General features: G+C 66.6%; 16 protein-coding genes. 4 read left to right on the forward strand and 12 right to left on the reverse strand.

Annotation, left to right across the window (positions count from 1 at the left end; all coding sequences use genetic code 11):
* The first annotated feature begins 67 nt into the window (after positions 1-67).
* Entirely contained in the window at positions 68-1,546 is a 1,479-nt protein-coding gene (locus ACWW36_RS07350) for a glutamate--cysteine ligase (RefSeq protein WP_456140910.1), read from the forward strand.
* A 10-nt stretch (positions 1,547-1,556) separates the two neighbouring features.
* Complete coding sequence (locus ACWW36_RS07355) at positions 1,557-2,231, forward strand: class I SAM-dependent methyltransferase (protein ID WP_456140911.1); 675 nt, start codon at positions 1,557-1,559, stop codon at positions 2,229-2,231.
* Here ACWW36_RS07355 and egtE read toward each other — a convergent pair.
* From egtE to ACWW36_RS07415, 12 genes are all read right to left on the reverse strand, one after another.
* A complete protein-coding gene (gene egtE, locus ACWW36_RS07360; RefSeq protein ID WP_456140912.1) occupies positions 2,228-3,361 on the reverse strand; it encodes an ergothioneine biosynthesis PLP-dependent enzyme EgtE in 1,134 nt (377 codons plus the stop codon). The two genes, ACWW36_RS07355 and egtE, sit on opposite strands and share 4 nt — an antisense overlap.
* Positions 3,358-4,323, reverse strand: a complete 966-nt coding sequence (gene egtD / locus ACWW36_RS07365) for an L-histidine N(alpha)-methyltransferase (RefSeq protein WP_456140913.1) — start codon at positions 4,321-4,323, stop codon at positions 3,358-3,360. The genes egtE and egtD overlap by 4 nt, the downstream gene beginning before the upstream one ends.
* On the reverse strand, positions 4,323-5,012 hold the full coding sequence (gene egtC, locus ACWW36_RS07370) for an ergothioneine biosynthesis protein EgtC (protein WP_456140914.1): 690 nt from the start codon (positions 5,010-5,012) through the stop codon (positions 4,323-4,325). Before egtC ends, egtD begins: the two co-directional genes overlap by 1 nt.
* Entirely contained in the window at positions 5,012-6,313 is a 1,302-nt protein-coding gene (egtB, locus tag ACWW36_RS07375; protein ID WP_456140915.1) for an ergothioneine biosynthesis protein EgtB, read from the reverse strand. Before egtB ends, egtC begins: the two co-directional genes overlap by 1 nt.
* The gene (gene egtA / locus ACWW36_RS07380) at positions 6,310-7,605 is read right to left on the reverse strand and encodes an ergothioneine biosynthesis glutamate--cysteine ligase EgtA (protein ID WP_456140916.1); all 1,296 of its coding nucleotides are present in this window, start codon (positions 7,603-7,605) and stop codon (positions 6,310-6,312) included. Before egtA ends, egtB begins: the two co-directional genes overlap by 4 nt.
* A gap of 123 nt (positions 7,606-7,728) precedes the next feature.
* Positions 7,729-8,370 (reverse strand): sensor domain-containing protein, encoded by a 642-nt coding sequence (locus tag ACWW36_RS07385; protein ID WP_456140917.1) that lies wholly within the window; start codon positions 8,368-8,370, stop codon positions 7,729-7,731.
* Between the two features lie 4 nt (positions 8,371-8,374).
* Positions 8,375-8,803, reverse strand: a complete 429-nt coding sequence (locus tag ACWW36_RS07390; protein ID WP_456140918.1) for an organic hydroperoxide resistance protein — start codon at positions 8,801-8,803, stop codon at positions 8,375-8,377.
* Between the two features lie 75 nt (positions 8,804-8,878).
* Positions 8,879-9,283 carry a hypothetical protein gene (locus tag ACWW36_RS07395; RefSeq protein ID WP_456140919.1) on the reverse strand — a complete coding sequence of 135 codons (405 nt, stop codon included), beginning with the start codon at positions 9,281-9,283 and terminating at the stop codon, positions 8,879-8,881.
* Between the two features lie 68 nt (positions 9,284-9,351).
* Positions 9,352-10,479, reverse strand: coding sequence for a DUF4185 domain-containing protein (locus tag ACWW36_RS07400; protein ID WP_456140920.1), 1,128 nt, complete (start codon positions 10,477-10,479; stop codon positions 9,352-9,354).
* Positions 10,476-11,510, reverse strand: a complete 1,035-nt coding sequence (locus tag ACWW36_RS07405) for an aspartate-semialdehyde dehydrogenase (RefSeq protein WP_456140921.1) — start codon at positions 11,508-11,510, stop codon at positions 10,476-10,478. Before ACWW36_RS07405 ends, ACWW36_RS07400 begins: the two co-directional genes overlap by 4 nt.
* Positions 11,511-12,776 (reverse strand): aspartate kinase, encoded by a 1,266-nt coding sequence (locus ACWW36_RS07410; RefSeq protein WP_456140922.1) that lies wholly within the window; start codon positions 12,774-12,776, stop codon positions 11,511-11,513. It abuts the gene before it with no gap.
* 73 nt (positions 12,777-12,849) lie between these two features.
* Entirely contained in the window at positions 12,850-13,302 is a 453-nt protein-coding gene (locus ACWW36_RS07415) for a hypothetical protein (RefSeq protein WP_456140923.1), read from the reverse strand.
* A gap of 191 nt (positions 13,303-13,493) precedes the next feature.
* On the opposite strand from ACWW36_RS07415, the gene ACWW36_RS07420 reads away from it, so the two are divergent.
* Together ACWW36_RS07420 and glnT are read left to right on the forward strand one after the other, a co-directional pair.
* Positions 13,494-14,747 (forward strand): ammonium transporter, encoded by a 1,254-nt coding sequence (locus tag ACWW36_RS07420; protein WP_456140924.1) that lies wholly within the window; start codon positions 13,494-13,496, stop codon positions 14,745-14,747.
* Positions 14,748-14,858: 111 nt separating this feature from the next.
* Positions 14,859-16,160 (forward strand): type III glutamate--ammonia ligase, encoded by a 1,302-nt coding sequence (gene glnT, locus ACWW36_RS07425; RefSeq protein ID WP_456140925.1) that lies wholly within the window; start codon positions 14,859-14,861, stop codon positions 16,158-16,160.
* The last annotated feature ends 16 nt before the right edge of the window (positions 16,161-16,176 follow it).

Genomic DNA, 16,176 nt, shown 5'->3' on the forward strand with positions numbered 1-16,176 from the left:
CGCCAGTATGGTCGGCATTGCGGCGATTTCCTTGCGCGACGGACACCAACGCTGAACCATCGGCGTTGTGGGCGAAGAAGTGAAGCGGACCGAGTTCTCCCGCGAACACCGCCGCGAATACCGGCGCAAAGTGCAGCTCTGCCTCGACGTCTTCGAAACCATGCTCGCCCAATCCAGTTTCGAGTTCGAGCGGCCGCTGACCGGCATGGAGATCGAATGCAATCTCGTCGACGCCGAGTACCAGCCCGCGATGAGCAATCAGGAGGTGCTCGCCTCGATCGCCGACCCCGCCTATCAAACGGAGTTGGGCGCCTACAACATCGAATTCAACGTTCCCCCAAGGCCATTACCCGGCCGGGCCGCACTTGAGCTGGAGGCCGATGTGCGCGCCAGCCTTAACGCCGCCGAGGCCAAGGCCAGCGAGGACGGGGCGCACATCGTGATGATCGGCATCCTGCCGACGCTGATGCCCGAACACCTTTCGGGTCACTGGATGAGCGAGTCGACGCGGTATCAGGCGCTCAACGACGCCATCTTCGTCACGCGCGGCGAGGACATCCTGATCGACATCTCCGGGCCCGAGCGGCTGAGCCTGCAGGCGGCGTCGATCGCGCCGGAATCGGCGTGCACGAGCATGCAACTGCACCTACAGGTTTCCCCCGCCGATTTCGCCCGCAACTGGAACGCGGCGCAGGTGCTGGCGGGACCGCAGCTGGCACTTGGCGCCAACTCGCCGTATTTCTTCGGTCACCAACTGTGGTCCGAAACCCGCATCGAGCTGTTCGCCCAGGCCACCGACACCCGGCCCGATGAGCTGAAGACGCAAGGGGTGCGACCGCGGGTGTGGTTCGGCGAACGCTGGATCACGTCGATCTTCGATCTGTTCGAGGAGAACGTCCGCTACTTCCCGTCGCTGCTTCCCGAGTTGTCCGATGAAGATCCCGTCGCGGAGCTGGCGCAGGGCCGCACCCCTCGGCTCGCCGAACTACGGCTGCACAACGGCACCATCTACCGGTGGAACCGCCCGGTGTACGACGTGGTGAACGGCCGCCCACACCTACGTGTGGAGAACCGTGTGTTGCCCGCCGGACCGACCGTCGTCGACATGCTGGCCAACTCGGCGTTCTACTACGGCATGCTGCGGACTCTGTCAGAAGAAGATCGGCCATTATGGACGAAGATGAGTTTCCCTGCGGCACAACAGAATTTCACCGAGGCAGCCCGGCACGGGATGGATGCGCGGTTGTACTGGCCAGGATTTGGCGGGGTGACACCCGACGAGTTGGTGCTACGCCAGCTGCTGCCGATGGCTGACGAAGGTCTACGCCTCTGGGGCGTGGCGAGCGAGGTGCGCGACCGCTACCTCGGCGTGATCGAGGGCCGCGCGAAAACCGGGCGCAACGGCGCCGCCTGGCAGGTGTCCGCCGTGCAGGCGCTGCAGGCACGCGGGATGACCAGGCCGGAGGCGCTGGCCGACATGCTGCGGTTGTATTGCGAACGCATGCACAGCAACGAGCCCGTCCACACCTGGGACGGCCCGGACTAGATTGGGTGCCATGCCATCTGACGTAATGGATTGGGACGACGCGTATCGGGAGCAGGTCTTCGAAGGACCGCCACCGTGGAACATCGGCGAGCCCCAGCCCGAGCTGGCCGCGCTGCATCGGGCCGGGAAATTCCGAAGTGACGTGCTCGACGCCGGGTGCGGATACGCCGAACTGTCGCTGGCATTGGCCGCCGACGGCTACACCGTGGTCGGCATCGACCTGACGCCCACGGCCATCGCCGCGGCCACCAAGACCGCGCAGGAACGCGGACTGACCACCGCCACTTTCGTGCAGGACGACATCACCACATTCACCGGGTTCGACGGCCGCTTCAACACCATCGTCGACAGCACACTGTTCCACTCGTTGCCGGTCGAGGGACGCGACGGCTACCTGCGCTCGGTGCACCGAGCAGCCGCACCGGGCGCGAGCTTCTACATCTTGGTGTTCGCCAAGGGCGCCTTCCCTGCCGAGCTGGAAGTCAAGCCGAACGAGGTCGACGAGGACGAGCTGCGCGACGTGGTGTCGAAGTACTGGGAGATCGACGAGATCCGGCCGGCGTTCATTCACGCCAACGTCATTCAGATACCGGACGCGCCATTCGAAATGCCGCCGCATGAGCGTGACGAGAAGGACCGGATGAAGATGCCGGCGTACCTACTGACGGCACACAAAGCGGGTTAGATTAGCTGCCCGGTCGCGGCGGACAGGGCTTCGGTGAACTGCTCGAGATCCTCGGCGGTGCTGTCGACGTGCGGCGACGCCCGCAGTACCGGCATCGTCATCTCGAACGGTGCACGCTGAAGCTCCGCATAGGTGGTGACGATCCCGCGTTCTGCGATCAGCCACGCCCGCACCTTCTGCGGGTCCGCACCGTCCACGGGCTCCAGGGTCGTGATCGCGGTCGGCTCGTCGAGCGGTTCGACTACGCGCCAGCCCTTTACGTCGGCGAGCGCGCTCCTTGTCATCCGGCCCAGCTGCGCCAGCCGGTCGCGGATCTGTTCAGGTCCCGCTGCCAAGTGCTCTCCGAGTGCGACCGAATAACCCACGCGCGCAGCAACATTGGCTTCGCCGAGTTCCAACCGCTGCATCACGGTCAACGGCAGGTCCCATTCCGGCGGCGGCAGCCGGGGTTTCAGCCGTTGCGCAAGCTCCGGGCGGATCGCCAACATGCCGACACCGCGCGGGCCGGCCATCCACTTGCGTGACGAGCTGTAAATCGCCGCGGCGCCGACCGCGCAGTCGAGATGTCCAAGCGCCTGGGCGGCGTCGACAACCAACGGCAGACCCAGATCGCGGCACACCTCGGCGAGCGCCGCCAGCGGTTGCGCCAGCCCGCGGTGGCTGGCCAGCGGCGTGAGATGCACCAGGGCAGGAGGATCGGCGGCCAATTGCCGCGCCGCGTCGTCGACGGCGAGGCGACCATCGTTGTCGGTGGGCAGCGCTCGGACGTCAAATCCGTTGGTGGCCATGGTCGCCAGGTTCGGTCCGTACTCACCGGGCAGGCAGGCGAGCGTGCGCTCATCCGGCCAGCTGCTGAGCAACAGGTCGAGCGCGTCGTTGGAGCCGGTGGTGAAGACCACGTCTTCGCCGGTCATACCCGTCAAGACGCCGATCGCGGCTCGGCCGGCATCGAGCGCGGGCTGCGCGGCATCGGCGGCGACGTATCCACCGACTTCCGCCTCGTGCCTGGCGTGCTGCGTCGTCGCGTCGATGACGGCAAAACTCTGCCGCGAACATGCCGCGCTGTCGAGATGCAGACCGGCTACCTTTGGGCGCGCGGATCGCCAGCTTTCGGCAAGGGCGTCGGTCATTTCGTCGACAGCGAGAGCCCGAAATCGCCTGCGGGATCTGTCCACCAATGTGTGCGCCGCAGTCCGGCATTCGCGAGTTCGGCCTCGACGCCCTCGGGCCGGAACTTGCAGGACACTTCGGTGAGCATCTCCTCGCCCGCAGCGAAGTCGACGGTCAGGTCGAGCGCGGCGACGTTTACTCGTTGTGCGCTCCTTGCGCGCAGCCACATTTCGATGCGCTCCTCGTCATCGTTCCACCGCGCGACGTGTTCGAAGGCTGCGAGGTCGAAGTCGGCGTCGAGTTCACGGTTGACGACGGCCAGCACGTTGCGGTTGAACTGCGCCGTCACGCCTGCGGCGTCGTCGTAGGCACGGACAAGCCTGCCGGTGTCCTTCACCAGGTCGGTGCCAAGCAGCAGGCTGTCCCCTGGCTCCAGGGTGTCCGATAGCGCGGACAGAAATTCGGCGCGGGGGCCCGGCGTCAGGTTGCCGATCGTCGAGCCGAGGAACGCGACCAGACGACGCCCGGCACGCGGAATCTTGCCGAGGTGTTCTTCGAAATCCCCACAAACGGCGTCGATCTCGACGCCGGGGTACTCCTGCTGGATCGCGGAGCCGGCTGCGTTGAGCACACTCGCGTCCACGTCGAAAGGGACGAAGCGGCGCAGAGATCTGCGGTTGCGCAGGGCGTCCAACAGCATGCGGGTTTTTTCCGAGGTGCCGCTGCCGAGTTCGACGAGCGTGTCTGCGCCCGAGGCCGCGGCGATCTCGGCGGAGCGGGCTCGCAGTATCTGCGCTTCGGTGCGGGTGGGGTAGTACTCGGGAAGCCGAGTGATCTGATCGAACAGATCACTACCTACAGAATCGTAGAACCACTTGGGCGGCAACGACTTCGGTGTCTGACTCAATCCGTCTCGCACATCACGGCGCAGTGCCTTTGCGGCCGAGTCCGCGGCCAGGAAGTTCGACAGGGACAGCGTCATCACGATCCTTTCAGCGGGGTCAACTCGACACCTGAGGCCCCGGCCTCGACCAGGTGCCGGTCGGGAATTTCCTGCCAGTCGGGGTTGTCGTCGTAGGGTTCGCTTGCCAGCACGACGCCGTCGTCTCGACGCAGCACCGACAGCGTGTCGCCCCATGTAGTGGCGATCAGCCGAGATCCGTTGCCCGCCAGGATGTTCAGCCGGGCGTTCGGATCAGCGGCGGCGACCTCGACTATCGTGTCGCCGAGCGTGTCGAGCCCGCGCTCGAAGATCAGCGCCGCGAGCAGCGCGCTGTCGACGGTGGATTCGGCCTTGGCCGAGGGCGGCAGGACCGCACGGTCGACAAGCCCGTTGTGCGACAGGAGCCACTGCCCGTCGGTGAACGGCGCGGACGCGGACGGTTCGATCGGCATGCCGATGCTCGCAGAGCGCACCGCCGCGACGACGCAACCGCTGCTCAGCGCGGGCGCGATCGACGCGAACGACGCGTCGCCCCACAGCGGCGCCGCGCTGCGCCACCGCCGCACGACCCCGTTGTCGAAAAAGCCGACGCCCCAACCATCGGCGTTCATCAGGCCGTGTTTCTGCCGTCGCGGCGCATACGACTGCACAAGCAACCCCGATGGCGGGTCGAGCATCAGCGACGCGATCGACCGCGGTTCGCCGAGCCAGCCGAGGTGCCTGCACATCAGACGTCCCAGGCCAGGCGCACGCCCGAAAAGATCTGCCGGCGGATCGGATGGTCCCAGTTGCGGAAGCTGGGCCGCAGAATGCCCGCCGCGACCGCCCACGACCCGCCGCGCAGCACCTTGTAGTCGCCTGCCCCGGACCCTTCGAAGAACGGCTGCGAATAGCGCTCGTAGATCATCGGGGTGAAGCCCGGCCACGGCCGCAGCGGGGAGGTCGTCCACTCCCACACGTCGCCCATCATCTGCTCGACGCCGTACGCCGATGCACCCGCCGGATAGGCGCCGACGGGCGCGGGCCGCAGCGCGTCTCCGCCGAGATTGGCCAGATGTTGGGTGGGTTCGGTTGTACCCCAAGGGAATCGGCGGCGCAGGTTAGCTTCAGGATCCCAGGCGCACGCCTTTTCCCACTCGATCTCGGTCGGAAGCCGGGCGCCCGCCCAGTTGGCGTATGCCTCGGCCTCGAAGAAGGTCACATGCTGCACGGGTTCGTCGGCGGGGATGTCTTCGACGTGGCCGAAGCGGACGCGGGTGCCCGCCAAATCTCCGGCATTCCAGAACTGCGGCGCGGTGAGCCCGGCCTCCTGCCGATGCGCCCAACCGCGCTCGGACCACCACCGCTGCTGCTGATATCCGCCGTCGTCGATGAATTGCCGCCACTCGCCGTTGGTGACCGGGACGCGGCCGATCCGGAAAGCCGGCACGTCGACGACATGTGCGGGGCGCTCGTTGTCGAGCGAAAGCGGCTCGCTGACGGCGTCGACGCCGAGCACGAACTCCCCCGCGGGCACGAGCACCGATGTGCCCGCCACGCCCGGGCGGCCGGGCGGCAACGGCGACCCGGCGTCCAGCAGCGGCGGGCCGGACCGCAGGTTCAGCGCCTGCAACATGGTTTCGTCGTGCTGGTTCTCGTGGCTGATCACCAGCCCGAAGCGAAAGGCGGCGTCCTCGGCGTCGTCAGGCAGAGCGTCGAGGTGATCCAGCGCCTTGTTCCGCACAGTGGCGCAATACGTTCGGGCGTCGGTGGGCGGCAGAAGGGGCAGGTCGCCGCGGCTGGCGCGCGAATTCTCGAACGCGTCGTACAGTCGCTCGACGTCGGGCGGCAGCATCCCCGGCCGACGGGGGTTGCCGTCGCGCAGCAGCCACAGCTCTTCCTGCTGACCGATGTGGGCCAGGTCCCACACCAGTGGGCTCATCAACGGGTCATATTGGCGCCACAGTTCGGCGTCGTCGAAATCGACGAGCCGCAATGTGCGGTCCCTGGCCGTCGTCAGCTCACGCGCAAGCTTTTCGCGTGCCGTCACAACTCCCCTTGCGCCAGTTGGGTGATCGCGGTGTCGATCCCGTACTTGACCGCCCGGTCGGAGAAATCGTCGGCCGGGCAGCGTCCTTTCTCGACCGAACGCACCAACTGCCGCATCGATTCCTCGAGTTCGGCGGGCGCGCGTTCGGCGGCGGTGCGCACACAGCGGATGGCCGCCTCGTGCAACCGCCGATCACCAAGGCCGATCTGCGCGGCGCGGTCCCACGCCGTGGCCACCGCCTCGGTGGCTTCGGCGGCGATGTCGGCGGCCACCGGGTCGTCGAGCAGCGTGACGAGGGTGAAGACCGCGGCCGGCCACACCGCGTCGGGCAGGCTGTCGAGGTAGCGGATCTCCAGCCAACGCCGCGGCCGCACCGGCGGGAACAGCGTGGTCAGGTGGTAGTCGAGGTCGGCGTACGTCGGCCTCCGGCCGCCGAGCAGCACCCGGCCATCGGCCCAGTCCGCGAACGGCACCCAGTCCGTGATCGGAACCGCATCCATCTCCGGCGTCGGGTGAACCAGCATCACGGGCGCCTTCAGCGCATAACGCGCCCACTCAGCAACCGGGTCGTCGCCGTTGACACCAAGGATCGGGCCGCAGCGCGCCGAGTCCAGCTGACTCCACACACGCTGGCGCGTCGATTGCCAGCCGGTGAACTGTCCGCCGAGTAGCGGCGAGTTGGCGGCGATCGCGATCATCGTCGGGCCCAACGCATGCGCCAGCCGCACCCGATCCGCCCACCCGTCGCGCGGTCCGGCGTCGAGATTGATCTGCACCGACGCCGTCGACGTCATCATCGCCGCGCCTGCATCGCCGGTCCGGCTGGCAATGAAGAATCGCTCCATCGCGAGGTACCGGTCGCCCGGGTTCACGCGCTTGGCCGGACGCAAAGGGTCAGCGCCCAGCAGCACCAAGCCGAGGCCGGCTTGCGCGAACGCGGATCGCAACACCGCGCGGTCGGCCGTCATCGCGGCGATGGCCGCCACCGGTTCGTCCATCGGCGGGCCCGACAACTCGACCGCGCCGCCGGGTTCGACGGTGATCGCGCTGCCACCTGGCAGTGGCGGCACGCCTGCAATGGCGTCCTTCAGCTCCGCCCAGTCAGGGCGGCGCCTCGGATCGGCGAGATCGAAGCAATGGGCCTCGACTTCGAGGCCGACCCGCCCCACCGGGCCGTCGGTAAGGCAGGCCCCGCTGATGTGCTGCGCAGCGTCATATGCGCTGGTCAGCTCGGTGGCTTCGGGGTGCCGTGGATGCGCGTCGTCCACCTCGGACGTGAAGGCGAAGGTCATATCTTCCGGCCCCTTCCGGGTAGGGAACGATCGCGGCCTTCACTCCATCTTCCAGAGAGGACCGACAAAGTCTCGCGATTTTTCAGTTACGCGTCCATGACGTGTACCCGAAAACGTTGCCGGCTACTGACCCAGCGTGTTCTGCATCGCCCCGGCCAGCACGTTCACCGCGGGCCCGCCGTTGCCCGATTGGCAGACTTTCGCCTGCAGCAGAACGTTCTCGCGTTTGCGCGTCGTGTTGAAGCAGCGGCGGTCGGTCCCGGCCTCTTGTTTGACCCAGTCGGTGTCGGTCGCTGAAGCCGGACCGCCCGTGAACGTCCACACCTGGGTGGTGAAGTTGTCCAGATGCATCGCCGTGGTCTGGCCGTTGCACCCGATGGTCCGGTCAACGACCCGGTGGAACGCGCGGTCGGCCGCATCGGCGGTGGCGAATACGCCGATCGCCTGCTTGACGTAGTGGCCCTCGTCGTTGTTCGACGACTGCGCGACCGCACCGTTGAACGACGCCAGGTCCGGGTCGGCGTATACCTCGGGCAGTCCGATGTCTGCCCAGTTGTTGCATACCGGATCGTCGACGTAATACGACTGGAACGGATCGGTGAACGTCCACTCGAATCGCATTGGTGCGCCGACGATGTTGCCGACCGAGCCCTTGCCCAGCACGGCGTAGTTCACCACGCCGGGGTCGGACGGACGCGCTGAAGCAGGCGCGGCCGCCGACAGACCAACGGCCAGAACGACGGCTATCGCCGCCGCGGTCCGCACGGTGCTACACCTTCGCCGACAGCGAGACGTCGATGTTGCCGCGGGTGGCCTTGGAGTACGGGCATACCTGGTGCGCCTTGTTCATCAGGTCGTCGGCGACGCTCTGCTCGAGGCCCGGCAGGTAGCCGATCAGGTGGGCGTTGATGCCGAAGCCGCCTTCGGGGTCCTTACCGAAACCGACCTGCGCGGTGATGCCGGACGCGTCGTCGAGCTTGACGTCGTTGTTGCGGGCGACCAGCCGCAGCGCGCCGAGGAAGCATGCCGCGTAGCCCGCGGAGAACAGCTGCTCGGGGTTGGTGCCCTCGCCGCTTCCGCCGGCTTCCTTCGGGGGGCGGGTATCCAGGTCGATCCTGCCGTCAGAGGATTTCACGTGGCCGTCGCGACCGCCTCCGGTCGCGGTTGAGTCTGCGGTGAAAACGACTTCGATGCTCATGGCGTCGATCATGCCAGCCTGACCTCAGACGGCAAGACGCCCCGGTGCGGGTGCGACCGGGGCGTTCTCGACGTGCTAGGGGCGCGACGGCGCGGTCGTCGTCGGTGCTCCGGGGGACTGTGTCGGCGCCGGCTCGAAGCCGGGCCCACCCGGGCCGAATGGCGGTGCGGGACGCTGGAATTGGCCCCCGGGGCCCATGCCGGGGCCCATCGGCATCATGGGCGGCAAGCCACCCTTGTGGAAGATCGCCACTTCGCCGTCGCCCGGGTGTCCCCCGCGGTGACCGCCGGAGTGCGCACCCAAGAAGAAGCCGGTGAAGAAGATCGTGGCGACGATGAACACCACGCCGGCCACGATGCCGACCCATGCGGCCACCACGTTGAGGCGGCTGGAGCGTCGCTGCGGCTCGACATAGGCGGGCGGCGGCGCGGTCACCACAGGACCGGTCGCGGGTTCAGAAGACGTGGGTGTTTCGCTCATGAACCCGATGATGCAACTGGTGCTGATGTGTGCGGAATGAATTGGTTATGAAGCACCTGTGAATGCGCCTAGTTCTCCAGCGAGCCGGGCTTGAACGGGTTGACGGCGAACTGGATGACGCGGTAGGGCGCTTGAGCCCGCGGACCCGTATTCCATTGGCTGATGAACACTCGCAATTCGTCGAGCGTCGACCCCGGCGAGATGTAGCCGCCGTACGGCTGAGCGAGCCGGTTGTTCTCCGGCGGCCCCAGATCCTCCGCGGGATCGGGCCATGTGCCTGCGACGACGACCGTCGTAACCGGCGCGGCACCAAGGCCGGTCGGGTCGGCCGCGACGCGCACCTCCATGTTGCCGGTGCTGGCGTTGAAATAAGACAGCACTGTCTGGCCGTCGATCTGCCGCACACTCATTTCGCCGATGCGATCGGGCCACAGCGGTGTCGGCGGCTTGCCCCACCCACCCTGAGCAGACCAGCCCTGCCAGGTGGCGCGGTCGGTGAACGTCTCCTTGTTGGCGCGGTACAGCACCACCGGCCCGCTGCGGTCGAAGTTGTTGGCGACTATGTACACCCAGCCGCTCGGCGAATCCGGTTTCGGGATCGGGTCGTAGTAGCCACTTATCTGAGACTGCCTGCCGCCCTCGTAGCTCGCGGGTCGCTGCGAATTGGGTACTGTCGGCCAATTACCTTGTCCAGGATTGGGTTTCACGAGCCGCGACGTTTGCGGCACCAGGTCCTTCACCGTCGTGACCATCATGTAGTTCTCGCGGTTGATCTGCACCACACCGGCGGGCAGCTGCGACATTCCGGCCGGGGTCGGTTCTGCGAGAAGCGGATTCATGTTGCCGGTCACCCGGCTGTAGCGCACGCCGGTCGGGTCGTCGATCGAGTCGGTGTCGACATGCAACGCGATCGGTGAATGCCAGGGCCCGAATCCCACACCTTGTCCCGCGAAGCTGTCGCCGCACACCTGCAGGATGCCGTCGGGGAACTCCATGAACTCGCACAGGTCGGTCGCGCCGATGTCGTAATCACTTGTGGGCGTGCCGGTTCCGGCTGCAGGAGCGATGCGCATCGCCTGACCCGGCGCCAGCGGTGGCAGAACCGGTGCGGGGACTGGCGCCGGCGGGTCCGCGTATGCGACGGGCCCGGGCAGCACGACGGCGCAACACAGCGCCGCGGCCGCCGCCCGGATCACAGCTCGGCGGCCAGCAACTCGGCGATCTGAATCGTGTTCAGCGCCGCGCCTTTTCGGAGGTTGTCGCCGGACACGAACAACGCGAGGCCGCGGCCGTCGGGCACGCCGGGATCCTGGCGGATGCGGCCGATGAGCGAGGGGTCGACACCGGCGGCGGCCAGCGGCGTCGGCACGTCGACAAGCGTCACGCCCGGTGCATCGGCGAGCAACTCCTTGGCTCGCTCGACCGACAGTGGCCGCTCGAATTCGGCGTTGATCGACAGCGAATGCCCGGTGTAGACCGGCACCCGCACACACGTCGCGCTGACCAACAGGTCAGGGATGCCGAGGATCTTGCGGCTTTCGTTGCGCAGTTTCTGATCTTCGTCCGTCTCGCCGGACCCGTCGTCGACATACGAGCCGGCCAGCGGCACCACGTTGAATGCAATTGGCGCGACGTACTTCTCGGGAGCCGGGAATCGCAGGGCCGAGCCGTCGTGCACCAGCTGCTCACTGTCCTCGACGACGGCGCGCGCCTGCCCGAACAGCTCCTGTACACCGGCGAGCCCGCTGCCCGAGACCGCTTGATACGTCGAGGCGATCATGCGAACCAGGCCGGCCTCGTCGTGCAGCGGTTTGAGCACCGGCATCGCGGCCATCGTCGTGCAGTTCGGGTTGGCGATAATGCCTTTCGGCCGGTTTCCCGCATCGCGGCGATAGTTGACCTCGCTGACCACCAACGGCACATCGGGGTCCTTGCGCCATGCCGACGAGTTGTCGATGACAACCGCGCCCGCCGCTGCGAAGCGCGGCGCCTGCACCCGCGACATCGTCGCGCCCGCGGAGAACAGCGCAATGTCAAGGCCGCTCGGATCGGCGGTCTCGGCGTCCTCGACCTCGATCTCCTGGCCGCGGAACGGCAGCTTCTTGCCCTGCGAGCGCGCGGACGCGAAGAACCGCACGCTGGTCGCGGGGAAGTCGCGCTCTTCGAGGAGCGCGCGCATCACCTGGCCGACCTGTCCGGTCGCGCCGACTACACCGATGGCAACCATCTAACGTCCCGTTCCCGCATAGACGACGGCTTCCTCGTCGCCGCCGAGTGCGAACGCCTCGTGCAGTGCAACGACCGCCTTGTCGAGCTCAGTGTCTTTGATCAGCACCGAGATTCGGATCTCCGAGGTGGAGATGAGGTCGATGTTGACGCCGACGCCGGCCAGCGCCTCGCAGAACGTCGCGGTGACGCCGGGATGGCTGCGCATGCCGGCACCGACCAGCGACACCTTGCCGATGTGATCGTCGTAAAGAACTTTGGTGAAGCCGATCTCCGACTGCGCCGACGTCAGCTTCTCCACGGCGGCGGGGCCGCTTTCCCGCGAGCAGGTGAACGTGATGTCGGTCTTGCCGTCCTCGATCTTGGAGATGTTCTGCAGCACCATGTCGATGTTCACGTCGACGTCGGCGACGGCGCGAAAAACCTTGGCGGCGTAGCCGGGAACGTCGGGTATGCCGACGATCGTCACCTTGGCCTCGCTGCGATCGTGAGCGACTCCGGTGATGATGGCGTCTTCCATGGGGATGTCCTCTATCGATCCGGTCACAATCGTGCCGGGCTTATCTGAATACGACGACCGGACGTGGACCGGAACGTTGTAGCGGCGGGCATATTCCACGCAGCGAAGCATCAACACCTTCGCGCCGCACGCGGCGAGCTCGAGCATCTCCTCGAACGTCACGGTGTCCATCCGCTTGGCGTTGGACACGATGCGCGGGTCGGCGGTGAAGATGCCGTCGACATCGGTGTAGATCTCGCACACGTCGGCGTTCAGCGCCGCGGCCAGTGCGACCGCGGTGGTGTCGGAGCCGCCGCGGCCAAGCGTCGTCACGTCCTTGCTGTCCTGGCTCACACCTTGGAACCCGGCGACGAGCACGATCACGTCGTCGTCGAGGGCCTCGCGCAACCGGCTCGGGGTGACGTCGATGATCTTGGCCTTGCCGTGAACGCTCGTGGTGATCACGCCTGCCTGTGAGCCGGTGAACGACCGCGCCTTCGCACCCAGGGACTCGATGGCCATCGCGACTAGGGCGTTGGAAATCCGCTCACCCGCGGTCAGCAGCATGTCCAGTTCACGCGGTGGCGGCGCAGGGCAGACCTGCTTGGCGAGGTCGAGCAGGTCATCGGTGGTGTCGCCCATCGCAGAGACCACGACGACGACGTCGTTTCCCTGTTTCTTGGTTTCGACGATGCGCTCGGCGACGCGCCGGATCCGGTCGGCGTCAGACACCGAGGATCCGCCGTATTTCTGTACGACGAGCGCCACTGCAGAACCTTTCTTGGGCGGGGTTCATCTAAGAATAAGGGTTTGACGCATCCCATTTACTCCGCCGGTAGCGTCAGGAACAGGCTTTGGCCAACTCCGCGAGCCCATCGCTGATCCGGGCGTTCAGCGCGGCCATCTCGTAGGCCGCCGGCGGCGCGGGTGCGCCGGGAGCCCGCGCCTCCTTCTGAGCGCGCAGATCGGAGAGCTTTCCCACGAATTCATTGGCGAGGGTGGCGACCGTTGTAGCGGTGCGCGCCAGGTCAGGCGACTTCACCTTCTGCGCGCGTTCGGCCATTCCGTCGGCCCACGCCTGGTATGCGGCGTCTTCGGCCGCGGTGGGGACGCCCTGCTCGTCACCGGTCTTCGAGGCGATGTGCTCGCCCTGGGACCGGTTGAAGTCCAGCAGGTCCTTGACCGGACGACATTCCTCGGACGGACCGGCAAACACCGTGTAGCGCAGTACGAGCGCCGCGACCGCGACCACCACCACGCCGATGGCGACCCACCATCGCCGATCGAGCTTCACCGCAGGAACTGTACGGCCCTCGAGACTGCGGGGAGATCGCCAGAACGTCGACGATCGCGATCTGTCCGCAGTTTCGGCGAAGGGAGGCAAATTTACGCACCCGCAACACCGGGAGCCTGTCCACGTAACAGAAACATCGGTAACTGACAGTGAACGGCTCCGCGGGGGCCGCACACTGCAGGAGATTGTTAATGGATACAGGAACCACGGCATTCATGCTGTGTTGCATCATCGGCCTGACGATGATGATCCCCGGGCTCGCGCTCTTTTACGGCGGCATGGTGTCCGTCAAGAGCTCGACCAACATGATGATGATGACCTTCGGCGCGGTGGCCGTCGTCGGCGTGCTGTGGGTGTTGTTCGGGTTCTCGATGGCATTCGGCACGTCCTACGGCGGGTTCGTCGGCAGCTTCACCGAGTTCGCCGGCATGAAGAACCTGACCGAGCCGATGACCACCATCAACGGCCTTCCGGTCAGCCTATTCGCCTTATTCCAAGCACTATTCGCGGCGATCACCGTGGCGCTGATATCCGGTGCCGCCGCCGACCGGATGAAGTTCGGGGCGTGGATGACCTTCGCGACGCTGTGGGCGGTGCTGGTGTACTTCCCGGTCGCGCACTGGGTGTTCGCGTTCGACGGTGTGGTGACGCCGGACTCCACGGGCGGCTGGATCGCCAACAAGCTCAAGGCAATTGACTTCGCCGGTGGCACCGCGGTGCACATCAACTCGGGCGCTGCGGCTCTCGCGGTTGCGATCGTGCTTGGCAAGTCGCTGGGCTTCGGTAAGTTCCGCAAGCCGCACAACGTGCCGCTGACGCTCCTCGGTGCCGGACTGCTGTGGGCCGGTTGGTACGCATTCAACGGCGGCTCGGCGCTGGCCGCAGGCACCTCCGCCGCCATCGTCATGGTCACCACGTTCACCGCGACCTGCGCGGCGACGCTGGCGTGGCTCGGCGTGGAGAAGGTCAAGGACGGACACGTCACCGGCGTGGGCGCGGCCTCGGGCGCGGTGGCTGGACTGGTCGCCATCACTCCCGCCTGCGGCGCGGTCACCCCGATCGGTTCGATCTTCGTCGGCTTGATCGCCGGCGCGATCTGCCCGCTGGCCGTTGGCCTCAAGTCGCGGTTCGGCTACGACGATTCCCTCGACGTCGTCGGCGTGCACCTGGTCGGTGGCGTCATCGGCACCCTGCTGATCGGGCTGTTCGCCAGCGCGAGCATGCCCAACAAGACCGACGGCCTGTTCTACGGCGGCGGACTGGATCAGTTCTGGAAGCAAGCAATCGCGGCCGGCGCGGTGATGGCGTACTCGTTTGTGGTCGCCTACATCATCGCGTTCGTGATCAAGAAGACGATCGGCATCCGCATCTCTGCCGACGAAGAGGAGAAGGGCATCGACGCCAAGTTCCACAGGGACGCGGCGTACGAACTGCAGCCCGCTTAGTCCGGGACCCCGGCCGGCGCGGCAACCACTCGCCCGCGCCGGCCGGCCGGTCTGCAGCGGGTTTCATATCGAGATACAGTGATTCATCTCAAGAGACAAGGCCGCCAGAACATGTCCGAGCTCGCCACCCTCGCCGAACAGGCAGGAACGAAGTTCATCCTCGCGCTGTTCGTCGATCTGCGCGGAAAGCCCTGCGCGAAGCTGGTGCCCGTCGAGGCCGTCGACCTGCTGGCCACCGAGGGCGTCGGCTTCGCCGGATATGCCGTCGGCGCCATGGGCCAGGAGCCCAAGGACCCGGACCTCATGGCGATTCCGGACGCGGCGTCGTTCACGCCGATCCCGTTCGTCAAGGAAGGCCTGGCGATCGTGCACTGCGACCCGCACGTCAACGGTGAACCATGGCCGTACGCGCCGCGGGTAATCCTCAAGGCAATGATCCAGCGCGCGGCCGACGCCGGTTTCGAGCCGTGGGTCGGGGCGGAGGTGGAGTACTTCCTGCTGCGGCGCGATGCCGACGGCAGCCTGTCGACCGCGGACGCCGACGACACCGCCGCGCAGCCCTGCTACGACGCCCGCGGCGTCACCAGGATGTACGACCACCTGACGGCTATCTCCGCAGCCATGAACACATTGGGCTGGTCGAATTACGCCAACGACCACGAGGACGGCAACGGCCAGTTCGAGCAGAACTTCGAGTACGCCGACGCGCTGACGACCGCCGACCGCGTGGTGACGCTGCGCTATCTGCTGTCGATGATCGCCGCCGACCGCGGCATGGTGGCCACCTTCATGCCAAAGCCGTTCGCCGAAAAGACCGGCAGCGGACTGCATCTGCACCTGTCGCTGACCAGTGGTGGCACGCCGGTCTTTCCGTCCGACGACGACTCCCGTGGCCTTGGCCTGTCCGAAACGGCCTATTCGTTCATCGGCGGCATCCTCGAGCACGCGTGCGCTCTGCAGGCCGTGATAGCGCCAACAGTCAACTCCTACAAGCGAACTGGCGCCACGACCACAGCATCGGGTGCATCATGGGCGCCGAAGACTCCGACGTACGGCGGCAACGACCGGACCCACTACATCCGCGTGCCCGATTCGGCGCGCATCGAGCTGCGTGGCGGCGACGGCTCGGCCAACCCGTACCTGGCGATCGCAGCCGCCCTGGGTGCGGGCATCGACGGCGTCAAGCGCAGCGCAGATCCCGGAGCCGTCGGCACGGGCGCGGCCCGGCCATTGCCACCGACACTGCTGCACGCGGTCGATGAACTCCAAGGCGATTCGGTGGTGACGGGCGTCCTCGACGCGGCGGGTGATGGAGTGTCGGGTTATTTCGCCAACCTCAAGCGTGAGGAGTTCTTCGCCTACCACAGCGCGGTAACCCCATGGGAGATCGAGCACTACCTCACTGCATTCTGACGAGAGGAACGAAAAA

The sequence above is a fragment of the Mycobacterium sp. MMS18-G62 genome, from assembly GCF_053877835.1.